A 23843-nucleotide genomic window follows, 5' to 3' on the forward strand; every position below is an offset into this window, starting at 1 on the left:
TCTAAACTGGAGTTTTAAATGTTAGAGTTGAGACCAAATTGCGAATGTTGTGATAAGGATTTACCGCCAGAATCTACAGAGGCACTTATCTGTACATTTGAATGTACCTTTTGTACAAGTTGTGTTAAGGGAGTTTTGAATAATCAATGTCCTAATTGTGGTGGTAATTTTGTTAGCAGACCAATAAGGCCTATTGCAGCATTAAAAAATAATCCAGCATCAACTAAACGCGTGCTAAAAGAACAAGGTTGCGTACTAAACACATAACAAGGGTTTTCAAGTCGGACAAATAACAGTTGGCTGGTTCCGCTCCGCTTCACATTTTAGCCAACTACAATTTGCCCCTTAACAGGGCGTTAGCTGTAGAAAAGAGGAAGCGATGAGAATACTTACAAATATATGCTCGAATGACCTCCAAAAAAGCAAAGACTTTTATGTAGAGCTTCTCGATTTTAAAGTTAAGTATGATAGTGACTGGTATGTTCAGCTTTGTTCTCCAGATGATTCAGAAATTGAGTATGGAATTATCCAGCGGAATCACGATTTAGTACCTAAGGAGTATCAAAATGCACCAACGGGTATGTATGTAACTTTTGTAGTTGACGATGTTGATATGGTCTACGAAAGGGCACTAAAAATGAAGGTTACTATTGTAGAGACGCCTCGTAATGAATTTTACGGTCAGCGTAGGTTTCTAGCTAAAGATCCAAATGGTTGTTTAATAGATATCTGTTCTCCATGGGAAGCAGAGTAATGTTTGAAAGAACAACTAGCAAGGCGCATCAGGCTCGCCCGCAAGCGGGCTGGACCTCCGTTCCGGCGCTTGTGCGCGGCGTTATACCTTAAAGGAGATAAAATGAAGAATCTTATTGTTGGAGTAATTGTGAGTGCATTATCTTTTTCTGTATTTGCCAATACAGAGTCGCCATATGTAGGTCAGGAGTCACGTAAAATTAAGGCGTTGTCCCAACAAGAAATTGAGGGCTACCTAAATGGTAAAGGTTTAGAATTCGCCAAAGCAGCCGAGCTTAATCAGTTTCCTGGTCCAAGTCATGTTCTCAAGGTAGCCAAAGAACTTAATCTTACCGAAGAACAAACAAAGCGTACTCAAGAAATTTTTGACTCTATGAAATCAAAAGCGACTATGTTGGGTAATCAATTTGTTGAAAAAGAGCGGGAACTTGACAGGCAGTTCTCCAGTGGAGCAATAAATGCTAATTCCCTTAAAATACTCTTATCCGATATCGGTGCACTTCAGGCCAACATACGGCATGTGCATTTGAATGCCCACCTTGATCAAAAAGCATTGCTCACTAAACACCAGATTTATATGTACGATCAACTACGTGGTTACAGCACGCCCGATAATAATGGAACGAAACATCATCACTAAACAAATAAAGTATAACAAGGCCAACCACTCAGAAGTCAAAAGCTTCGCTTCATTTTCCCGATGCGCAGATAAACCGTGCGACAGGTAGCGTGCTCAATGTCGCTATGACAAGAAAAAAAAGACCGATATGAAAATCACATCGGTCTTTTTCTATTTCAAATCTCTAATAATCCAACGCCATTTTTGCCATTTTCATTGTATTTTCAAACGATGCACAACCTGCGATAAACAAGCCGTTATGGCTGAGTAGGGCATTACCTAAAGATTATCTAAAGCGGCTGAAATAGCTCGGGTTGAGTGTTCTTTTGTCTATCTTCGTTCACGGTTTATTTTCAGTACTCAAAAAACATCAAACAAGTGGGAGCTTGTCGGTTAAACTCTCTCTCTCTTTATGTATGCGGTAATAATGCTAACTGGATCAAACACATGGCTCAAAACTACACACCTACTTTTAAAAACTGGCTTTCTCTGCTGTTGCTCATTCTGCTGTGGGGGACGTCATTTATGTTTACCGCTGTCTCACTGGAAAGCTTTAGCCCTGTAGCGATAGTCTCTCTTAGAGTCTTGATTGCAGCGATTATTCTAACGCTCTTTATGTATGCCAAGGGTTGGCGTTTGCCTGTAGACCCGTTGGCTTGGGCGGTATTTTTGCTGCTGGGTATTATGGGTAACTTGTTGCCATTTTTTCTGATCTCCACAGGTCAGAAGGATATTAGCTCGGGCATTACGGGATTGCTGATGGCATTTATGCCGCTGGCGACAATGATTTTGGCGCATTATTTTGTGTTAGGAGAAAGCCTTAATCGCTTTAAAGTCTTCGGTTTTGTGCTAGGTATTACTGGCGTGGTGATTGTGCTTTGGCCGTCGTTAGTAGGCGCTCATAGTAACTTACTGAGTGGTCTGTTAATTTTACTCGCCACGTTTAGTTATGCGATAAATGCCATTTTGGTGAGGCGATTGCCTTCCTATAACCCGGTTGTAACAGCGGCAGGCGTGATGATTATTTCCAGCATCGTTATCGTGCCATTGTGGCTGTGGCAAGATTTACCGTGGCAACAAAGCTATTCTTTAAAAGCCACATTATCCATGTTGTGGTTAGGTGTCGGTCCAACTGCGTTTGGCACCATTCTCTTGTTTGCCGTTATCGCCACGGCAGGCCCTACGTTTCTTTCGTACATTAATTACATGATTCCTATCGTGGCGTACTTTACTGGCGTGCTTCTTTTGGGCGAAGCCATTGAATGGCAAAGCCTAGCGGCCATGTTATTAATAATGTTGGGGATAGCGCTAACGCGAAAGCGGGTTGCTGATTAAGTAAAGACAGCCTTTATTATCATTGCTGTTCTGTTTCTACTCGACGAGTTCGCAAAACAAAAAAAGCAGATACTGACAATCAGCATCTGCTTTTTTGGATAATTGGGGCAGAGTAAAATTAAATCCAAAGTGATTACTTAAATCTAATCTTCCAATTACCAGTCAAAAGCTTCGCTTCATTTTCCCGATGTGCAGATAAACCATGCGACAGGTAGCGTGCTCAATGTCGCTATGACAAGACAAAAAAAGACCGATATGAAAGCCACATCGGTCTTTTTCTATTTCAAATCTCTAATAATCCAACGCCATTTTTGCCATTTTCATTGTATTTTCAAACGATGCACAGCCTGCGATAAACAAGCCGTTATGACAGAACATGGCATCTTCTAAACCGGTTACGTCTTGTAGTTCTTTATCTGACAATCCTGCCCATGGCGCGGGTAGTTTTTTACGATCTTCAAATGAGCCTAGTTCGACTGGCACGGTTTGTATGCGCCATTGTCCTGTTTGGGATGGGTACACCATAAACAAAGCGTCTTGCGATAACCTAAGTACAGTGGTTTTCCATGGTGTGTATTGTTCTAACACGATGACTCTTGGGTCTGCGGCTTTTTCTATGGCGTTGGCGACGATGGTTTTTGCGTTTACGCCACCACTTGCCGCAGCAATGAATCGAGCTAATATGCGTGATGCAAAGGCAACAGCTTCATCAAAACAGGCGTCAAAATCGCCTTCTTCTTGCCATGTAGGGTTAAACATTGAGATGGTTTGACTCAGGCTGATGCCTGTCTGTACGCCTTCTACGTGTCCGCAATCTATTGCGTCTATGGCGGAGACTAAATTTTTGTCCAATGCGTTGGCGACTTCTTTATTACCCGCGCATATTTCTAGGCCGTACTTTTGCCAAATTAACCCAAATGATGAAAACGGGATACCATTTTCTCGTGCGCCTGCGCCGCCTTTTTGGTGATGATCAAAACGGTCTTTTTCAGCGTCGTATATTCCGCCTACGTCTAACACTATGTCGGCTTTGGCTATCACGTCTAAGTCACGTGTGCGTATTAATTCTACAGATGGAAAAATGCTTTTAAGTGCCGCTACTGCAAACACGTCGTCTGCGTGAAAGTTGCCATTGTGCGTTGCGATTACTTGAATTTGTTCGGTCATTCTATAGTCTCTTTTATTGATATCATTGCACTTAACAGCACACACGTACTAAAAACGGAATTTTACGGGGTTTTAATGATAGGTGACACCGTTCATTTAACAGCATCTAAGACAGGCATGCGTAAAAGCCAATAAGAATAGGGCTTCCAGCTCTTTGTTTTGCGTAACTTTTCTATAGTTAATCTTTGTTTTCTTAAGGAAGAGGATTAGTTCAATGCCCAGAAGTCAGCAAGTTTGCTTAGACGATACCTCTTATCATCATTGTGTTACTCGATGCGTGCGCCGTGCATTTTTATACGGTGAAGATCCGTTCACAAGAACCAGCTACGAGCATCGACGAAATTGGCCATTTAAAGTGTCGATCTAAGCCCGATTTTACAATGGTTGAGTGACTGGCGAAGCCTAGGGCGCCGTGCATTTTAGAAAATATTTGGAAGGGCGTTACTTGTAAAAGACGTGATTAATTAGATTGATTAGAACTAGGCAGGTTTTTGTTTAGCCTTAAATGGCTAATTTTATATTTTTAGCCATAATCGGCTAAATTAACTCCAGTATACAAAAGGAGTTCTGATATGGAGCCTACTTATAAACTTATCACTGTGTTCAGTGGCTTACTTAGTTGCTATCGTTGCGGTCAGTCATTTTGTTATCTCTTCTGTTAGTGCCTGTACGCCTAGGCTTGCAGCTTCAATGGCGCCAGCTACATAGCCCGGAAACTGGCGAGACCATTCACTGGTAATGCCAACGAGGTGATCTTGCCAAAGCCCTGTCGTGGCTTTAGAGGGCGGTGTCGTTGCGTGTTGACCGTCACTTTTTGCATCAATAGTGGTTGCGGTGAATGGGTCTTGTGACCAGTCCTTAAAAAAATCGGCCACTGGCGTTTCTGCCTGAACGCCAAACAATCGAACTAATTGCGCACGACAATGCCGTTTCAATTCGTCCACTGTCACACTTTGACGCACATGGGGCGGAACCCCAAAGAAACCAAATAATGCAGCATGACCGCCGGGGGCAGAAGCATCATGGATTTCAGTGAGTGGGCCACGGGCGCTGTTGGCTGATCCTGAAAGGCCTTGTTTACGCCAAAATGGCGTATCATATACGGCAAAATATTTAGCATGAGGCGCCATCCACGTTGCTGTTGCGCGCCATTTTTTTACCAAATCTTGTGGTAACGCAGGAATAAATTCTAGGTTGTATTCAACTAAACGTGGCGGCATGGCTAATAGCACATGCGATGCACTCCATGTCGTTTCTTTGCTATCGTCTTGATTATTAGCTTCAAAATCCAGTTCAGAATTCAATTCAATATTCAGTTCAATAGCCTGCTCTGTTTTTCGTAGTTGACGAACCTTATGACCCGTTAAAACCCGTTTGGGATCCAAGCGCTGATAAAGGGCGTCGGTCAATGCGCTCATACCACCGAGTAACCGCATTGAAGTGGGCGAGTTAACGTAGCTTCGAGTACGTATCGGTGCTTCATTCGCTGATCGCTCAACCATCATGTCGCCGTCTTCAAATTGAGCAAAACGCTCAAGTTCGAGCTCTTCAACTAATTGACTCAGCTGTTGTTGAAAATCAGGCCAAAACCAAGATGGACCGAGATCAAAACGATCGACCGAGGTTTTCATTCCCAATAACGGCTTGCTGCCATTAGACGCGACAGACTGAATACGACCTCCAATCCTATGTCGCGCTTCCAGCAGTACATAATCAATGCCCTTTTTTTCTAGTAAGTACGCGGCGTAGAGTCCGCTTAAACCTCCACCCACGATGGCAATGCGTGCTGTATTGATGATGTGCTCTCCATTATTGTGATACCTAACTGGCCCGTCTTTTAATACTAGGTAGAACCTTGCTTATCTGCAATGAATACGGGGTGTTTTCCTGTCGGAAAATGTACCCAGCAACCTTAAAAAGAGGTTTTATTTTGGCTCTAGCTGGTTGATTTTTATAGTGGCGTCTTCAATAGTCAATAGTCATTAGCTTTCGCAATACGTCAGGTGTTTGCTTGGCATAATCGCGCACTTGAGCTAAAAGTGAATCACGCTGGCTATTCCAATCTTGCATCATAATCATTGTTTCAATATATATAAGATTGACTACTGACTTAGATAAACGTGTACAAAATTAGCTAAACTTGTACAAAATTAGCTTGATGAGGCCATCAGTAAGCTGATGGCCTTTTTATGGTTAAAAAATATAAGAGGGGAGGATTAGTTGCGTCCCGCCATGACTCCGCCGTCTACATCCCACGTTGCGCCAGTTACCCAATTTGCTTTATCTGACAATAGGAAGCTAATCACTTCGGCCACATCTTGTGGCGTACCAACACGACCAATTGGATGGAAAGCATTAAAACTTTGTAGTGCGTCATGAACGTCTTCTTTAGGGATAAAACCTTCGTAAATTGGTGTTGCAACTACCGCTGGGGATACCGCATTTACACGGATATTGCTAGCGGCCAATTCCATACCCAAATGTTGAGTCAATGCATGCAAGCCTGCTTTTGCCATGGAATAAGCCGAAGACGGTGTGGCTGCAATGGCTTGTTTACCCCACATTGAGCCTACGTTGACTATCGCGCCAGCACGACCTCTTGCAACCAGATTGGCCGCCACTTTCTGGGTGATAAAAAAGAGTGCTTTGTTCAACGACATGTATTGATCGTAATCTGCATCTTGATGTTCTAGGAACGGCTTAGGAAAAAATACCCCCGCCGCATTGACCAACAGGTCGATGTCAGTATGTTGCTCATCAATAGCATTCAACAAAGATGCTAAACCCGCTTCGCTAGTAAGGTTTGCAGTCAATACGGTAACTTGACCAAAAGCAGATAACTCTTTACGAGCTTCTTCGGCTTTTTCAATACGATTACCAACGATAACCGCGCTGCCACCTTCGGCAAGGATGATTTTAGCCGTCGCCAATCCCATGCCACTGGTGCCGCCAACAACTAATAATTTTTTACCTTTAAATTGATTGCTCATAGTTAGTTCTCTCTGTTTGTTATTCAGCAAGTGTAAATAGCTTGCCGTTAAATTGAGTAAGGTCGGGTCAAAAACTAGGAATTACCCAATACTTATGTCGTCTCAACCGCTTGGTATCGAAGAAAAGATAAAAGAAAAACTATTGATTAAAATCAACACAACAAATTACATGGCGTTATTTCGAACATTAATTCAGCTATTTTCGATATTTTTCTATTATTTGCTGATTTACAGAGACTAACAAACGAGATAATGTTCATCGTCTTGAAAGAAAAAGTTTATCGGTATGAAAGCACCTATCTATTTAAATGCGTTACGTGCCTTTGAAGCCAGCGCACGCTATCAAAGCTTTTCTGCTGCGGCAGAGAAACTTAATGTTACGCCTGCAGCGGTTGGCCAACTGGTTCGCACCCTAGAAGAATGGCTGGGAACACCACTGTTTCATCGTGGCACCAGCGGTAAAATGCGGCTTATCCCGACGGAAGCCGCTGAGTTGGCTCTGCCGGATATTCGTGCAGGCTTCGACAGGTTGACACTGGGGCTAGAGCGATTAAAAGAAGGGGCGAATAGCGGCATAATCACCGTGGCAGTTAGTCCTGCATTCGCTGCGAAGTGGTTATTGCCTCGTATTGATACGTTTCAAAGTGCTTGGCCAGACACTAGTGTGCGACTTGATACTAACCTAAAAGCCGTCGATTTTGCGGTGCAAAAAGTGGACATTGGCGTGCGTTATGGACTGGGTAACTGGCCTGGATTAATGTCTGAAAAGCTAATGGAAGAAGAGGTTTATCCCGTTTGCTCACCTAGATTATTGCGCGACGATTTACGGCTGCGTAAACCCGAAGACCTGACACGCGAAATGCTGATTCATGATCGTTCGATGGATTATCAGACTGGCTTTCCATCATGGACAGCGTGGCTAAAAAAAGCGGGAGTGACAGATATAGAGAAACGCAATGGTATGCAAATCAACAACTCAGCTGCAGTACTTCAAGCCGCCATCGACGGAAGCGGAATTGCTCTTGCGCGCAGTGTGATGGCACACGACGACTTAGCGGCTGGGCGGCTGGTGCGCCTGTTTCCAGAGATCAAATTTGTTTCTACACTTGCCTATTATGTCGTGTATCGTCGAGAATGTTCAGGTTTATCAAAGTTACAAGCGTTTCGTCAGTGGTTATTTGAAGAGGTTATTGGAAGTGGGGTAAGGTGAGCTAGACTGTCTTAGACCTAGATTGTCTTAGACAGTAGTAGTTTCTAAAAAATACATTTCTTTGAACTTTGCCGGTGGCACCTGTGCTGGTCCAATATAACGGGACACTTTGATAAAAAAAAATAAAAAGCCGAAACATCATTTTAAAATGACATTTCGGCTTTATGCTTTGTATTAGTTTGTGGTTATTGCTACCAAATTTCTATTCGATTACGACCTCGTTCTTTGGCTCGATATAGCGCTTGGTCGGCGAGTCGAAGTAAGTCTTGATAGCTTTCTACATTGTTAACAAACGCCACGCCCATACTGACCGTCATCTTTAAGTCGGTAGCGATATCACTGTAGTCGAATGTTTCAATGGACTGGCGAATGTTGTCACAATAAGCGGCAATATCAATATCATCAACGCCTTCAATCACTAACGTAAATTCTTCACCACCCCAACGAGCCACATGTACCTGATTGCTGGCGATGAGTTGCAATTGTGCGGCTAAAGATTTTATCGCTTGGTCCCCAATAAGATGGGAATAATGATCATTGATTTTCTTAAAATGATCGATGTCCATAATGACCAAAATGAGTGAGGTTTGTTGTTGCTTGGCTTGTACAAAGCCCTCGCTTAGCCATAGATCAAAAGCGCGCCGGTTTGGTAGACCTGTTAATTCATCTTCATTTGCTTGACGTTGGAAATCTTCAGATTGTTGTCGTAAATCATACGTTTGCTTTTCAACTAAGGCTTTCAGCCTTAATTCATTTTTTTGCAGTTGTTGGAATCGCCAGCGTAGGCTGCCAGCTAAAATGACCAGAATCAATAATGCCACGCCAATCTGCACCTCTAAGCGTTGCCAGAAATGGGGTAAAATAGTGAATTTATAAACCCGATCGGCAGTATTCCAATCACTGTATGGATAGCGAGCACTGACGAGAAACTGATATTCACCCGGTGCTAAATTGGTGTATTCAGCGATGGTGTTTTTGCCTCTAGAAGCCCAAGTATCTTCAAAACCGACAAGACAGGTTCGATATTCAATACGCGACGACATAACATATCCTAGCCCAGCATAAGTGAACACTACCCGATTAGTACCCGCCGGTAAGACACTTTTTTGATTCGCAGATACATCACGTCCATCGGCTGATATTGATTCAATGGTAAGAGGCAAAAGAGCGGTGTTTTTTTGCGAGATAGTTGAGCTATCAATCATGGCAACGCCTTTGGCAGTTGCAAACCATAATTTGCCATTGTCCATCGCCACTGCGGCAGGGTTGGAGCCACCATTTGCTTGAGCGCTTGCTAAACCATCACTTTCTGAAAAATGCTCAAACGCGATCTCACTTTGACGTCCATCTGCGACAGCATGAGCCGCATGGTAATCGACTCGCCATATGCCACGATTACTGGTTAGCCAAAGGCCATTTGTTCCGTCGTAAATGACTTGAAAAAACTTATCAATAGGCAGTCCAGAGCGGCGACCTACTAAGCTTAATTCTTCGCTTTTTTGGTTATATCGTACTAAGCCTCGGTCTGTGGCGATCCAGACATAGCCAGGTTCGACCCAGAAGCCAAAAGCATACTCTGCCCCTTCTTGGCTATTAATAGGGACAATTTCAAAGCCATTCGACGTTAATTTGGCAACGCCAACGCCGGTTCCAACCCAAATCTGGCCTCGATCATCTTCTGTTAACGCCATAATATAATTGCCGGGCAGACCATCATCACGAGTAAAAATCCGTTGCTGTCCAGAGGCATCCTGTCGTACTAGTCCATCTGTCGTGCCAATCCATAAGTTATTATGACTGTCTTCTAAGATGGCTCTTACTTCATCGCTGGGCAATCCATTGTCATGATCAAGATGATGCAATAATCGCTTATCTTTCCACAGCATTAGGCCGTTAAGATAAGTGCCAACCCAAATGCCGCCTTCACGGCGTTTGGCAAAACTAAGAACTGAAACAGGACGACCAGAATTGAGGCGTGCATCAAGGGCGACGTTATTAGTGATGAGGCTAAGCCCTTCGCTTGAACCAACCAATACCGACTCGGAATCCACGTCGATAACACTGCGAATATAATTGCCCACTAGATTGCGTTTTTTTGTCCAGGTCGTAAAAGGTGCCTTACGCAGTCGCATTAAGCCACCATTAGTACCAATCCAGATGCTGCCTTCTAAATCTTGCAATATCGACAATACTCTATTATTAGGCAAGCCTGACTGAGTATTTAAGGTTTCGATATGGCCTTTACTGAATCTCAAAATACCTTTGCTAATAGTACCTAGCCATAGATTACTTTCGCTATCTTGCATTAGGGTAGTAATGGCTTCACCCGCTAGATTTGGGTGTAGCAACGTGGCTTGGTTATCTTTTATTGTGTAAGCGCCTCGATCGGTTGCCACCAATAAGCTTTTATCGTGCATTTCTAGAATGGAATAAACATGTAATTTTGACAGGCCATATGGTGCTAATACTTCCTGTTTATTTTGCCCATTAAGCTGAAATAAACCTTTGTCCGTTGCCGCCCAAACTCGACCTTTAGTGTCTTCAAGTAATCGATAGGCACTCAGATTTTGTAATACCCAAATGTCCTCAGTAGAACCTCCAACAGCACTTGGCTTAGGTCGATAAAAAACGCCTAACCCCTCAACGGCAACCCATGTATCACCAGAACTGTCTTTGAGTAAATGATTTACCATGCCTTGAGCTGTAAGTTGAGGCTGCCATTGATTATCTTGGTGATAAGTAATTCCACCTCTAGCGCCGGCAATCCATAAGCCGTTGTTATCGTCTGATATGAGTGTTCTCGTACCAGAGTCAAGAATCCCCGTTTTTGTCGAACGCTCGAAAAATCGAAAATCACGACCATTGTAGCGTGCAACACCTTCCCAAGTAGCAAACCATAAATAACCGTCGGAGGTCTGCGCGATGGCATTGATACTGTTGTGTGGCAAACCTTCCTGAGTAGACCAAGTATCTTTGAAGTAGTCAGTAAGAGGCGTGCCTGCATGAGCAAAATTCAAAGTACATATCAATATTACCCCTAACCACAACGGCATCGCTTTTTTCTGATTGATAAGTGTCATCCTTTTCTCATCTTTATATGAATTAGAAATATCGAGCCTGGCAGTGTTCGTTAAAAAAACGTTATAAGTAACGAAACATGCAATATATTGGTTTATTTGTCTTTAATAAGAGCTAAAAGCCGAGGGTTTATCAACGGACCTTATGAAATTCGCGGGATAGTATCATAAATATTTTCATATAAATGTGTTTAAATGTTACTGAGACAGCTTTAAGGAATCTTAAATATTCTGGGTTTTACGTATAGTGGACGGTTGTAAAAAATCGTAGTACGACAGGAAAAATTTTTTGAAAAATAAGGCTATTCCATTTTAAACATACAGAGAAACAATTTTAAATGGTCATTCTATTTTTACTTGTTTCTCTGTATTTCTATAATATTAATTCAATTTAAAAATCAATAACACTGAGACTGTTTGTTCTGTGCGACTAAAGCATTATAAACAGCAAAATTCGGTTGCATATTGGACTGTAAGTCTTCAATCCGAGTGGAATGAGAAGGATGTGTTGACAGGAGTTCAGGCGTTTTACTGTTACCACCCTCGCTCATATTACGCCATAGCTGAACACTTTCTCGTGGATCAAAGCCCGCTTTCGCCATGTACTCTAAGCCAAGTAAGTCCGCTTCTGATTCATGAGAACGGCTGAAAGGCAAAATAATGCCTATTTGCGCTCCAATGCCCAATGCTTGGAAAATCACTATTTTCTCCGGCGATTCCTCACCACTCAGCTGATAACCTAGCGCCAAAGCTTGGCTGGTTGCCAACTGAGTAGATACACGCTCATTACCGTGTCGCGCAATCACATGCGCTAACTCATGACCAACCACTGCCGCCAACTGGGATTGATTTTCAGCCACTTTTAATAGGCCCGTATAAACACCCACTTTATAACCCGGCAAGGCAAACGCATTGACCTGTTCGTCGTCAAACAAAACGATTTCCCAATCTTGATTACGGTATTTATCCGGCAACACCGCAATAATCGTATCTGCGACACATTGCACCTGCTCACGTAACTTAGCATTCGATGACGCAGGCGTTTCCTTCTTCATTTCTGTGAAAGACTGAACCCCCATTTGATCCATCTGGCTGTCAGGCAACACCGCAAACTGCTTACGTCCCGTCGGTGATGAGCTACAGCCAATAAGAATAACCAGTGCCGCAGCGAGTGTGGCTTTATAAGAAAATTGTATTAACTTCATTTAGAAATCACCTTGAAAAATAACGTATGACAGTCGTTCAATGACGATTGAATTGACCGATTCAATCAGCAAGGAGCCTTATTTTTATTATAGGAAAGAGGCTCAATACAATGATTCTCAGCACTTCATATGACAGCATAATAACATAAACACATTAATACAAAGTGTCTGAACACCATTTAAAAAGGGTCATAATTACGTCAAATACGGTGATGAATTGGTTTGTTTGTCTTTGTAGGAAAATAGGATAAATCGTAGAGTGCAAGAGAAATGGTACGAAACGGCGACAATAAGATCATCTGGTCCATTTATGGATTAATGGCGTATACCTTCTTATAAACTTATTTTATAGCTATTCAGAGGCCAATATTGATAATGAAAAAAGTGTTTGTTGCATTGAGTTCCTTGTTACTTGTCGCCTGTACTAAAGCTGGATTGGAGATCGCAAATTTACCCAATGCGTTCAGCGATACGAAAACAATCAAAGACATTGTTTATGGCTCTGAGCCTTGGCAAAAATTGGATGTGTATGTGCCTGCGCATTCTTCGACTGAATCGCTTCCTGTGGTGGTTTTCTTCTACGGCGGTAGTTGGAAAGATGGCTCAAAAGACATGTATCCATTTGTGGGGGAAATCTTTGCTAAACAGGGCTATATCACCGTGATTGCCGATTACCGTAAGTATCCACACGTTAAGTTTCCGACCTTTGTTGAAGATGGCGCCAAAGCGGTTGCTTGGACGTACCGACACATTGCCGAATACAAGGGTAATCCAGATAGGCTCTTTGTTTCAGGACATTCTGCTGGCGCACACATTGGCGCCTTAGTCACCGCCGACAAACATTACTTACAAGCAGAAGGTGAAACTCCCTCAATCATAAAGGCGTTTGCTGGTTTATCTGGTCCATACGATTTTGTCCCTTATGAGGAAGATTACATCGACATGTTTGGCCCACCTGAAAATTACCCAAACATGCAAGTTACGACCTTTATTGATGGCAAAGAGCCGCCCATGCTGTTGCTTTGGGGAGTAGACGACACCATCGTGGGGAAAAGTAACATGGATAAATTGATTGCTAAAATTGAAACTGAGCAAGGCGTAGTAGAAAGTAATGTCTATGCGGGAGTCGACCATGTCGGCATGTTGTCTGGTTTCATTTGGTTCTTTAAAAGCAAAGCACCGATCATCGACGACATCACAGGATTCTTTCAGCGTTATAAGTAAACGAGTCAAACTTAGAAGCGGAGTTCATGTACATGATGCTTTGGCTTTCTCAACCTCAACCCTAGGCGTTAATCATAGTTGAATATATTGCTCGATTTTTCATTGGGTGATAATGTCATTTTATATGAAATCGAATTTTGATTAATTGCATTTATATTTAATAGAGAGGATTTTTTTTCGATAGGTATAAATCAGGAGTGAGTGTGAGAATTAAGTTGTCGATACAAAGACTGGCGAGCCAAGAACAAAACTTGAAGTGGTTTGCGCTAGTATTAGGGATAATGAGTACGATTGCGACAGTACAAGATTGGTATCCTTACACTATGTTTATCAGTCTACCCTTTTGTTTAATATGGATTTACTGCGCTTGGCTGCACACTGAACGTCAGCTTAAATACATTAATATTATTTTTTCTGTGTTGTATATTTACGGTATTGCCCGTTACATTATTACCAATTAAACCTGTCTTGGCATCAGAGCTGTTATCTAGGCAACATGCGAATAAGTCCCTCTCATGAGGCAATCGCGTTTTAAGTCTTTGAGCCTCAAAAATGTCACATCAACTCACCTTTGCCGACAGCGAATTCAACAACAAACGCCGTAAAATCCGTAAAAAACTATTCCTTTCTTGTATGAATGAGTTGATGCCTTGGGATCAACTAGAAGCGGTTATTGAGCCGTTTTATCCTAAATCGGGAAATGGCAGACGTCCTTATCCGCTGCCTACCATGTTCCATATTCACTGCATGCAACATTGGTACAACATGAGTGATCCAGCGATGGAGGATGCTTTGTATGAGATCACTTCTATGTGCTTGTGTGCTGACTTATCGTTAGATAGTCCTATTACTTATTTAGATAGTTGATCACACCACCATCATGAACTTCAGGCACTTATTAGAAAAACACAAACTCTCGCGCCAGCTTTTTAAAGAAGTGAAAAAATGGCTGTCTGACACAGGCATTTACCTCAAAGTAGGCACTATTGTGGACGCGACTATTATTGAAGCGGCCAGCTCAACGAAGAATAAAGCCAAAGAAAGAGGCCCTGAGATGCATCTCATGGTGATACACGTTGATTTGGCGTTGTTCTATTATTTTTTAGTCGCTGAATACTTTGTGATTCAGTTCATCTGATCGACTCTAAATGAGTACTCTATATTTGTGCGAAGGTTGGCTTTACGTATTTTATTCATATAACTGTTTTTTACTAAGGGCTCCCATTTCCTTTTTTTGCGTCCACACAGATATGGGTCTTCAGTCTAAATATTCATGAGTTTCTGGTATGGCCTCACCGTTATAGACATTTCAGTATTTTTTTTGCTTTTTTTTATTGTTTGATTTTCGTATGAAACAATTACGTTTCAGAGGTTAAAATTCAACATTTATTCGATAAATGACCATCATTTTCTTCTATCTTGCTGCTAATTGCTTTTAACTGTCATAAATTCGTCACGTGATTTTTCTATACTTCGCTGCATCTGAGGGTGGTATCGGAAGGTTAGCGGTCATGAATATTAAAGATGTAGCGGCGTTAGCAGGCGTTTCTCCTGCGACAGTCTCAAGATGCTTGAATAATACAGGGCCATTGAGTAGCGAAACACGAACTCGTATTGAAAAAGTCATTGACTTGACAGGTTACGATGTCAATAAAGCTTCTAAACAAGTGGACTGGAATCATAACCCTACTATTGGCGTGATGATTCCGAGTCTGCTTAACCCCGTTTTTTCAGAAATTGTTGCCGGTATTCAACAGCGAGCTCGTCACTTTGGCTACTCTGTGATTGTGGTAGACACCCAATACGAGCTCAGCCGAGAGAGGCAAGCGATTATTGATCTGATTCGACAACGTGTCGTGGGCGTTATTCTCACCACTGCCTCTGTAGAAAACAATGAGGCCTTATCCTTACTGCGTGAATTCCGTTTTCCTTTTTGTCTTGTTCATAACCAATCCCCAGATGAGCCGTGTGTGTATGTGGACAACTATCAAGCGGGGTGGGATGTCGCTGATCAATTACTGGCTTTAGGCCATCAAAAAACTGGCATGGTTGCAGGACGTTTTCAGTCTTCCGATAGAGCTAAGCAGCGTTACTTAGGTTTTACCGACCGTCTCAAACAAGAAACACTCTTGCCTCCTATGCAGTTGGTTGAAGTTGATCAGTATGCGCTCACACCATTTGACCAAACTCAAGGCTCTTTCTTTGATTCGCTTTTAGCGCCAACAGCATGGTTTTGCAGTAATGACTTGCTGGCCTTGAAGCTGGTGAATCACCTTAAAGCGCAAGGCATCGCTATTCCAGAAATGGTATCAGTCGTCGGCTTTGATGGCATGGCGCTCGGACAAATTCTTTACCCACCTCTTGCTACGATTCAAGTTCCTCATCACACCATGGGGTTGTATGCGGTGGATTTATTATTCAACAGCAAGCACAAAACAACGCTGCCTTTAACTAAGCAGTTAGATTATCAACCCCACTTTGTGGGAACCATGGCTGAGTGTCAGCCGCCAACAATGCGACGTGTTCTTTATAAATAGCAGGAGAGAGTTTAATGAGTGTCTTTAAAAAGGTAACTAAGCTGGCCGTTCTATCGCTAGGGCTCAGCGCAGGAGCGTCTTACGCAGCGGATGCGATTTGTTATAACTGTCCGCCAGAGTGGGCGAATTGGGGTGGGCAGCTTGAGTTAATTAAAAAAGACTTAGGTATTTCTATTCCGATGGATAATAAAAATTCAGGTCAAACCTTGTCTCAGCTGGTGGCTGAAAAAAATAGCCCTGTAGCCGATGTTGCGTATTACGGTGTTTCTTTCGGTATTAAGGCCGCTGAGATAGGTGTGGTAGACGCTTATAAACCGAAAAACTGGGATAAAATCCCAGTAGGTCTGAAAGACCCTGATGGTAAATGGTTTGCGATTCACTCTGGCACCATTGGTTTTTTTGTCAATAAAGATGCGCTTGATGGCCGCCCAGTACCGCAATCATGGGATGACCTTTTAAAACCGGAATACAAGGGAATGGTAGCCTATCTTGATCCGACTAGCGCATTTGTTGGTTACGCTGGTGCGGTAGCGATTAACCAATCGTTTGGTGGCGATATGAATGATTTCACGCCAGCCATTAATTACTTTAAAAAACTGGCTGAGAATCGCCCAATCGTGCCTAAGCAAACGGCTTACGCTCGTGTCATCTCGGGTGAAATCCCCATTCTTCTCGATTACGATTTCAATGCTTACCGCGCCAAATACAAAGATGATGTTAACGTTGCTTTTGTGATTCCTAAAGAAGGTTCTGTTGTTGTGCCTTACGTGATGAGCGCGGTGAAGAATTCACCAAATCCTAAAAATGGCCACAAGGTATTAGATTTTGTCCTGTCGGATAAAGGTCAAGCCGTATGGGCAGAAGCCTATCTTCGACCTGTCATCTCCTCTGCTATGACGCCTGAGATTGAAGCGAAATTCTTGCCAGCGTCAGATTACCAGCGAGCAAAAACGGTCGACTTTGCCAAGATGGCTGAAGCACAAAGTGGTTTTGCTCAGCGTTATTTGAATGAAGTTCGTTAATTAACGAGGGATCATAAGGCAAAGAGCGAGATTTTGTTCTTTGTCTTATGAGGGACCTAACGAATAAAAAGTCTTATCAAAAAGATTTTGTGGCGAAGAGAATATGAAGCAAAGCAAGCAATATTATCTATTAATCATCCCTGTTGTGATTATCTGTGTAGCCTTTTTTTTACTGCCAATGGTTAAGTTGTTGTGGCTGTCATTGTCGGAACAGAATGGCATCAGTTATTGGTATATTTTAACGAAACCCATGTACCTAAAAAGTCTTTTATCGACGTTTTTATTATCTTTTGTTGTGACTGTCGCCAGTTTAGTTATCGCCACGATTGTGGGTTTATTTTTGACGCGTTATGAGTTTAAAGGCAAATCGTTATTGGTTGCTATGTTGAGTTTCCCTTTGGTGTTTCCGGGCGTAGTGATTGGTTTTTTTGTGATCATGTTGGCAGGGCGACAAGGTTTATTTGCCGAACTGGGGCTCGCTCTTGTTGGCGAGCGCTGGACCCTGGCTTATTCCATTTCTGGCCTCTTTATTGGCTATTTATATTTCTCTATTCCTCGCGTGGTGCTGACTGTCATGGGGGCGGCGGAAAAGTTAGATTATAACCTGATTGAAGCAGGCCGTTCTTTAGGGGCAAATCGTTGGCAATTGCTGCGAGATGTGACGTTGCCGGCGCTAACTCCGGGCTTAATTTCTTCTGGCTCTATTTGTTTTGCCACCTCCATGGGGGCCTTCGGTACGGCTTTTACCTTAGCGACGAATCTTAATGTGTTACCAATGACGATCTATACCGAATTTACGCTCAATGCGAATTTTGCCATGGCGGCTGCATTGAGTTTGATTCTTGGATTTATCACCTGGCTTTGTTTGACCATCGCTCGTCGCCAAGGTGGTTCGTCGTTGGGAATGGGAGGTTAATATGAAAAGGGGGATGTATTTTTATCTGCAACTTGCTTTTACCCTACTAGTTTGTGCGTTTTTGATTGTGCCTGTTTTTATGTCTATTACGGCTGGGTTTACCAACAACTATTTTGTGGGTATTAAGAGCGGTTTTACTTTTCGCTGGATTATTCAGGTTTGGGGCCTCTACTCAGATACGATTTGGTTGACTATGAAAATAGCCTTGGTAACTACTTTAATTAACCTCTGTGTGGGCGTGCCTTGTGCTTATTATCTTGCGCGAACCCGAAGTAAGTTCTCCGCGTTTTTGGATGAATGTTTGACCTTACCGATTGCCATTCCGGGCATGGCGATTGCTCTTGGTCTGATTTCGGTATATGGCGGTTTTAGTGATTTTCGTATGAGCTGGTTATTTATCTTGGTGGGTCATGTGATTTTTACCTTACCTTTTATGGTTAAGTCGGTGCTGGCTGTGTTGCAAAGCATCAACTTTCGGTTGTTGGAAGAAGGTGCTGCCAGTTTAGGGGCAAGTTTTTGGCAACGTTTTTTTCATGTGATTGTGCCAAATTGTAAAACGGGCATTGTTAGCGGCATCTTAATGACGCTGACGCTATCTGCGGGAGAATTTAATTTGACGTGGATGCTACATACTCCGATTACTAAAACTTTACCGGTTGGTTTAGCGGACTCTTATGCCTCAATGCGTTTGGAAGTGAGCTCAGCATATACATTGATTTTCCTGGGCATGATTTTGCCTTTACTGATCGCTGCACAATGGCTTAATCGCAAACCTAAGCGTCCGGCTTAGTTCGGACTAAGGGCATCTATAAATGAATAAGATAGGCACTAACATGAAAAATGTATCGACGAGTGTGGAAATTACCTTAAAGCAGGTACAGAAGACTTTTTCGGATGGCACATTGGCACTTAAGCCTCTTGATTTACATATCGAGAAAGGTGAGATTTTGGTGCTACTTGGACCATCTGGCTGCGGTAAAACGACCACTTTACGTTTGATTGCGGGCTTAGAATTTTGCGACCAAGGTGGTGAAATTCACTTTGGCGAACGTGATGTGACACAAATTGCTATTGAGCAGCGTAGAGTCGGTATGGTCTTTCAATCCTACGCACTGTTTCCCAATATGAATGTCAGCGACAACATTGCTTATGGCTTGCGAGTGCGTGGTGAAAGCAAAGTGAACAAAGACAAAAAAGTCCAAGAGATGCTCGATATGTTCGATTTGCAAGCTTATGCCCATCGCAGTATTGACCAATTATCTGGTGGTCAGCGCCAGCGTGTAGCATTGGCTCGCGCAATTATTACCGAGCCTGAGGTCTTGTTGCTTGATGAGCCTTTATCTGCCTTAGATGCTTTGTTGAAAAAACGCTTGCGTACGGACATAAACGCTTTGTTAAAGCGTTTAGGTATTACCGCTGTGTACGTGACTCACGACCAGGAAGAGGCAATGGCAATGGGTGATCGTATCGCCTTATTAGATCATGGTGAAATTGTTCAAATTGGTACGGCCGAAGATATTTACTTGTCTCCAAAAAGTGAATTTGTGGCGAATTTTATTGGTCAGATGAACCATTTTGATGGTCAATTACAAGGTCGGAATTTGTCGTTTGGGACGCATTTTCTCCCTTTGTCTGCAGCGCTTTATGAACCGTATTCAGAAGGAGAGCGACTTCGTTGCATGTCACGCCCAGAAGATATTCGTTTAATGACGTTTGAAGATGCCAGTGTAAAAGGTGCCGTATCTCAAAGTGTTTTTTTGGGAGACAGAACCCGAGTGTTAGTTGAAGTAGAAGGGCAGAATAATTTAATTCATGTGGACTGTTTTGAACGAAAACGCTACGCCAAAGGTGATCGGGTGGGGCTGATTATTCCATCTACTCGTCTTGTGTTATTACCAACTCAACAACGTGAGAGTGCTATATGTTAATTGCACAGCTAACAGATTTACATATAAAGAAACAGGGTAAAATCGCGTATCAAAAAGTCGATACCTTGCAGTGTCTAAAAAATGCGGTTGCTCATATTAATCGCCTATCACCTCAACCAGATTGGGTTATTATTACGGGCGATTTAGGGGATTTTGGTACACCTGAGGAATACGACGTGTTAGTCCCAGAGCTGAAAAAGCTGAAGGCTCGAATCAAAGTTGTGCCAGGTAACCATGACCATAGAGACCATCTTCGTGTTGCTTTTGATGGGTTAGCGAGTTTTGATCACTCAGAATTTTGTCATTTTTCACAAATTTCCGAGGGCTATCACCTTCTTGGTTTGGATACATCAGTACTTGGAAAACCTTATGGACAGTTAGCGCCTGAGTCTTTACTTTGGTTGTCAGAGCAGCTTTTGGCTCATACTGAGTTACCGACGCTTATTTTTCTTCATCACCCGCCTATGGAAGTGGGGATAGATCATATGGATGTACAAAAACTTCTAAACGATGAGGTGTTATGGCAAGTTGTCAAACATCATACGCAGGTCACAGGCCTTGTTGCAGGACATTTACATCGTTCTATTTGCGCAACATGGCATGGCTTGCCTGTTTGGGTCGGACCGTCTCATAGCCATGCTGTGACTTTAGATTTAAACCCTAATGCGCCATCAAGCTTTTCTCTAGAGCCACCAGCTATTCAACTATTCAAACTCAAACCGGATAGTGTTACAGGTCATATAAGTTACATCATATCGAAAGATGACGTGGTTGGGCCGTTTCCCTTTTTTGATGAAAATAATAAGTTGATTGATTGATTGATTGCACTTAATTTTTTTTCAGCAATAAGTAGCAATCAAACTCAAAAAAAGGCGTGGAGGTTCTTAGCTTTAAAGGCCATATTTGCATGGCCATGAGAGCTCAATTGACTTGAAATATAGGTATCACTGGGCTTCCCAGAGGTTGCTAAACCTTAACTGGTTATTAAAATACAACTTTTCGAACTTTGCAGATGATTTTACTTCTATAGAATCCAAAAAATAACCCCTCGCTAACCCTCCCCTTGGAAGACAAAGGGGAGGGGATAGTGGTCAAGTAAAGCTGGCTCTCGAGATTGACAGAGCTTGGGTAAAACCCACAAAACACCTTGGCACTTCTCACTAAAAGCATTGTCTATGTCACTCAGTGCACTTTTTCCTTTATGATAGTCGCTATTAGTATTTGAACTTTAATTGGAACCCATAACATTATGAATAACCCTTCTACACACAAACCACGTCCGATGGTGGATCTGATCGTTAGTGTCGTTTTACCGTCTTTAATTTTAATGAAGTTAAGTGGTGAGGATAAGTTAGGCGTTAGCGGCGGTTTGATCGCGGCGTTAGCGTTTCCCCTTGGTTGGGGGCTTTTTGAGTTAATCAAATACAAGAAGTTTAACTTCATTGCTTTGTTGGGGTTGGTAAGCGTTTTATTGACGGGCAGCATTGGTTTGTTCGAGCTGGACAATAAATGGTTGGCAATCAAGGAAGCGTCGATTCCTGCGATAATAGGCATTGCTGTGTTGGTGTCTACCTTTACACCGTATCCGTTGATCCGAGCGTTGTTATTTAACGCGGCAATAATGGATGTCGATACTATTAAGCAAAAGCTAGAAGAGAACCACAGTACTGCCGCGTTTGAAAAGACCTTGATGAAGGCGACGTATTTTATAGCAGGCTCATTTGCCTTTTCGGCCACGATGAATTACATACTCGCCAAATGGATCGTCACCAGTCCTGCTGGAACGGAAGCCTTTAATGAAGAGCTGGGTCAGATGACGCTGTACAGTTACCCAATGATCGCTATTCCATCGATGATCATGATGTTGGGCGTATTTTATTATCTGTGGCGCAACATTCATAAAGCCACAGGATTGAAGTTAGAAGACTTATTAGTAAAGAAATAACCCCATCCTCCGCCTTCCCCTTGCAATAAGGGGAAAGGTCTAAACCACGCCTTTGTTTCAGCATTTATAAAAGTCGCTTTTAGTGTTCCTCTAGTCGTTTACAGCCTGCTTCCTTTCTTCCCGAAAAATTACACTGAGTTCATTGATGATTACTCATTTAAAAAGCCCAGACTCGATGGGTAAGGAAGAGCAATGAACGCAGCAGAGATACACGACAAAGCGATTGTGATTGACGGTCTAATTTGTGCGAAGTGGAATCGCGAGTTATTTGAAGACATGTCGAAGGGCAAGTTAACCGCCGCGAATTGTACGGTGTCGTTTTGGGAGAATTTCGAAGGCACGGTACGAAACGTGGTTGAGATGAACCAGTTGATCGACGCCAATAGCGACTTGCTTCTCAAGGTTTACACCACCAAAGATATCTACCGCGCGAAAGCGGAAGGCAAAACCGGCGTGATGATGGGCTTTCAAAACGCTCATGCGTTCGAAGATCAAATCGGTTATGTGCAAATATTTAAAGATCTTGGCGTTGGCATTGTGCAGATGTGCTACAACACGCAAAACTTAGTCGGTACTGGTTGTTATGAGCGTGATGGCGGTTTGTCTGGCTATGGTCGAGAGATTGTCGCTGAAATGAACCGTGTTGGTATGTTGTGTGATTTGTCTCATGTTGGTCCGAATACCGCGAAAGAAGTTATTATCGAATCGAAAAAGCCTGTTGCTTATTCCCATTGTTTGCCTTCTGGTTTGAAAGAACACCCACGTAACCGCAGTGACGAAGAACTTAAGTTTATTGCTGACAACGGCGGTTTTGTCGGTGTCACCATGTTTGCTCCTTTCTTAAAAGCCGGTATTAACGCGACCATTGACGATTATGTAGAAGCCATTCAATACATCTACAACATCGTTGGTGAAGACGCGATTGGTATTGGCACTGACTTTACTCAAGGTCATGGCTATGACTTCTTCGAGTACTTAACTCACGATAAAGGCTACGCACGCCGTTTGACTCGCTTTGGCGAGATCATCAACCCGCTCGGTATGCGAACCGTTGGCGATTTCCCAAATTTGACCGAAGCCTTGTTAAAACATGGCTTTAGTGAACGTCAAGTCTGCAAAATCATGGGCGAGAATTGGGTTAATCTGTTACGTGAAGTCTGGGGCGAGTAGTAAAGCGACGGTTCAGCGTGATCGCTTGCGACGCTTTTAATTGATTTTTAGAAAGATTTAATTTTTGAAATGTAAACAATTCAGAATGATTTTTGAGGAAGTAAAATGGGAACTCATGCACCAGAAATGCCGATCAGTGTAGATGACGAAACCGGTGTTTGGAATACCGATGCTTTGCCAATGCTGTATGTGCCACGCCACTTTTTTGTTAATAACCACATGGGTATTGAAGAAGAGATTGGCGCCGAGCGTTACGCCGCTATTCTTTATAAAGCGGGCTATAAATCAGCGTACCACTGGTGTGAAAAAGAAGCTGAGTTGCACGATTTTACGGGTGACGAAGTTTGGCATCACTATTTGAAGCGCCTTTCTCAACGCGGCTGGGGGTTTTTTATTACCGAGTCGTTGGATGTTGAAAAAGGTACCGCAAAAGTACGCTTAGAAAACTCAGCCTTTGTTTATCATTACTTTAAAGAACATGGCTGCAAGGTGAATCGCAAGATCGATTATATGTTTACCGGTTGGTTTGCTGGTGCGTTAGATCAAATTGCAGAAAGCCAAGGTTTGTCCATTCGTACTAAAGCAGAACAAACTCAAAGCGCCGCCGAAGAAGGCTGTGATGTTGGTTATTTTGAAGTAGCACCTCTGTAATTTTTATACCAACCTAAAACACAAGGCCATCACGGGCAGGTGATGGCTGAAATTATATTCGAGAAGTTAAAAGTCGTTTTCAATAAGGCAGGAT

At 42.7% G+C, this 23843-nt stretch carries 22 protein-coding genes and 1 pseudogene; 18 read left to right on the forward strand and 5 right to left on the reverse strand.

What is annotated here, in order from left to right:
- The first annotated feature begins 18 nt into the window (after nucleotides 1-18).
- The 4 genes from MP3633_RS06970 to MP3633_RS06985 all read left to right on the forward strand — a co-directional run bounded on the left by MP3633_RS06970 (nucleotide 19) and on the right by MP3633_RS06985 (nucleotide 2707).
- Nucleotides 19-267: a DUF1272 domain-containing protein gene (locus tag MP3633_RS06970; protein WP_176335005.1), complete on the forward strand. Its 249-nt coding sequence runs from the start codon at nucleotides 19-21 to the stop codon at nucleotides 265-267.
- A gap of 112 nt (nucleotides 268-379) precedes the next feature.
- Nucleotides 380-754 (forward strand): VOC family protein, encoded by a 375-nt coding sequence (locus MP3633_RS06975; RefSeq protein ID WP_176335006.1) that lies wholly within the window; start codon nucleotides 380-382, stop codon nucleotides 752-754.
- Nucleotides 755-856: 102 nt separating this feature from the next.
- Nucleotides 857-1393, forward strand: a complete 537-nt coding sequence (locus MP3633_RS06980; RefSeq protein WP_176335007.1) for a Spy/CpxP family protein refolding chaperone — start codon at nucleotides 857-859, stop codon at nucleotides 1391-1393.
- Nucleotides 1394-1819: 426 nt separating this feature from the next.
- Nucleotides 1820-2707 carry a DMT family transporter gene (locus tag MP3633_RS06985; RefSeq protein ID WP_176335008.1) on the forward strand — a complete coding sequence of 296 codons (888 nt, stop codon included), beginning with the start codon at nucleotides 1820-1822 and terminating at the stop codon, nucleotides 2705-2707.
- Between the two features lie 291 nt (nucleotides 2708-2998).
- Here MP3633_RS06985 and MP3633_RS06990 read toward each other — a convergent pair whose 3' ends face one another.
- Nucleotides 2999-3874, reverse strand: coding sequence for an MYG1 family protein (locus MP3633_RS06990; protein ID WP_112139609.1), 876 nt, complete (start codon nucleotides 3872-3874; stop codon nucleotides 2999-3001).
- 214 nt (nucleotides 3875-4088) lie between these two features.
- On the opposite strand from MP3633_RS06990, the gene MP3633_RS06995 reads away from it, so the two are divergent.
- Complete coding sequence (locus MP3633_RS06995; RefSeq protein WP_176335009.1) at nucleotides 4089-4241, forward strand: hypothetical protein; 153 nt, start codon at nucleotides 4089-4091, stop codon at nucleotides 4239-4241.
- 271 nt (nucleotides 4242-4512) lie between these two features.
- On the opposite strand, the gene MP3633_RS07000 is transcribed toward MP3633_RS06995, so the two are convergent.
- Complete coding sequence (locus tag MP3633_RS07000; RefSeq protein WP_244959893.1) at nucleotides 4513-5646, reverse strand: flavin monoamine oxidase family protein; 1134 nt, start codon at nucleotides 5644-5646, stop codon at nucleotides 4513-4515.
- A 444-nt stretch (nucleotides 5647-6090) separates the two neighbouring features.
- On the reverse strand, nucleotides 6091-6864 hold the full coding sequence (locus MP3633_RS07005) for an SDR family NAD(P)-dependent oxidoreductase (RefSeq protein WP_176335010.1): 774 nt from the start codon (nucleotides 6862-6864) through the stop codon (nucleotides 6091-6093).
- 286 nt (nucleotides 6865-7150) lie between these two features.
- On the opposite strand from MP3633_RS07005, the gene gcvA reads away from it, so the two are divergent.
- On the forward strand, nucleotides 7151-8074 hold the full coding sequence (gcvA, locus tag MP3633_RS07010; RefSeq protein ID WP_176335011.1) for a transcriptional regulator GcvA: 924 nt from the start codon (nucleotides 7151-7153) through the stop codon (nucleotides 8072-8074).
- Between the two features lie 191 nt (nucleotides 8075-8265).
- On the opposite strand, the gene MP3633_RS07015 is transcribed toward gcvA, so the two are convergent.
- Nucleotides 8266-11154: a ligand-binding sensor domain-containing diguanylate cyclase gene (locus MP3633_RS07015; protein WP_176335012.1), complete on the reverse strand. Its 2889-nt coding sequence runs from the start codon at nucleotides 11152-11154 to the stop codon at nucleotides 8266-8268.
- A gap of 395 nt (nucleotides 11155-11549) precedes the next feature.
- Complete coding sequence (locus MP3633_RS07020) at nucleotides 11550-12356, reverse strand: M48 family metallopeptidase (protein ID WP_176335013.1); 807 nt, start codon at nucleotides 12354-12356, stop codon at nucleotides 11550-11552.
- 375 nt (nucleotides 12357-12731) lie between these two features.
- On the opposite strand from MP3633_RS07020, the gene MP3633_RS07025 reads away from it, so the two are divergent.
- The 12 genes and pseudogenes from MP3633_RS07025 (at nucleotide 12732) to MP3633_RS07080 (ending at nucleotide 23749) form a co-directional block, all read left to right on the forward strand.
- Nucleotides 12732-13580, forward strand: coding sequence for an alpha/beta hydrolase (locus MP3633_RS07025; protein ID WP_176335014.1), 849 nt, complete (start codon nucleotides 12732-12734; stop codon nucleotides 13578-13580).
- A 203-nt stretch (nucleotides 13581-13783) separates the two neighbouring features.
- A complete protein-coding gene (locus tag MP3633_RS07030) occupies nucleotides 13784-14041 on the forward strand; it encodes a hypothetical protein (RefSeq protein ID WP_204359615.1) in 258 nt (85 codons plus the stop codon).
- A 91-nt stretch (nucleotides 14042-14132) separates the two neighbouring features.
- Nucleotides 14133-14640, forward strand: a pseudogene (locus MP3633_RS07035) (transposase); the annotation flags it as partial.
- Nucleotides 14641-15091: 451 nt separating this feature from the next.
- Entirely contained in the window at nucleotides 15092-16117 is a 1026-nt protein-coding gene (locus tag MP3633_RS07040) for a substrate-binding domain-containing protein (RefSeq protein ID WP_176335015.1), read from the forward strand.
- A gap of 14 nt (nucleotides 16118-16131) precedes the next feature.
- The gene (locus MP3633_RS07045) at nucleotides 16132-17139 is read left to right on the forward strand and encodes an ABC transporter substrate-binding protein (protein ID WP_176335016.1); all 1008 of its coding nucleotides are present in this window, start codon (nucleotides 16132-16134) and stop codon (nucleotides 17137-17139) included.
- A gap of 103 nt (nucleotides 17140-17242) precedes the next feature.
- Entirely contained in the window at nucleotides 17243-18055 is an 813-nt protein-coding gene (locus MP3633_RS07050) for an ABC transporter permease (protein ID WP_176335017.1), read from the forward strand.
- A gap of 1 nt (nucleotide 18056) precedes the next feature.
- Entirely contained in the window at nucleotides 18057-18845 is a 789-nt protein-coding gene (locus tag MP3633_RS07055; protein WP_176335018.1) for an ABC transporter permease, read from the forward strand.
- A gap of 43 nt (nucleotides 18846-18888) precedes the next feature.
- On the forward strand, nucleotides 18889-19983 hold the full coding sequence (locus MP3633_RS07060) for an ABC transporter ATP-binding protein (protein ID WP_176335019.1): 1095 nt from the start codon (nucleotides 18889-18891) through the stop codon (nucleotides 19981-19983).
- A complete protein-coding gene (locus tag MP3633_RS07065; protein WP_176335020.1) occupies nucleotides 19977-20801 on the forward strand; it encodes a phosphodiesterase in 825 nt (274 codons plus the stop codon). The genes MP3633_RS07060 and MP3633_RS07065 overlap by 7 nt, the downstream gene beginning before the upstream one ends.
- A gap of 431 nt (nucleotides 20802-21232) precedes the next feature.
- Nucleotides 21233-21928 (forward strand): VC0807 family protein, encoded by a 696-nt coding sequence (locus tag MP3633_RS07070; protein WP_176335021.1) that lies wholly within the window; start codon nucleotides 21233-21235, stop codon nucleotides 21926-21928.
- A 192-nt stretch (nucleotides 21929-22120) separates the two neighbouring features.
- On the forward strand, nucleotides 22121-23098 hold the full coding sequence (locus MP3633_RS07075; protein ID WP_112139594.1) for a dipeptidase: 978 nt from the start codon (nucleotides 22121-22123) through the stop codon (nucleotides 23096-23098).
- A 105-nt stretch (nucleotides 23099-23203) separates the two neighbouring features.
- Nucleotides 23204-23749 (forward strand): DUF5943 domain-containing protein, encoded by a 546-nt coding sequence (locus MP3633_RS07080; RefSeq protein ID WP_112139592.1) that lies wholly within the window; start codon nucleotides 23204-23206, stop codon nucleotides 23747-23749.
- Nucleotides 23750-23843 lie beyond the last annotated feature (94 nt).

Source organism: Marinomonas primoryensis, assembly GCF_013372285.1.
Classification (GTDB): domain Bacteria; phylum Pseudomonadota; class Gammaproteobacteria; order Pseudomonadales; family Marinomonadaceae; genus Marinomonas; species Marinomonas primoryensis.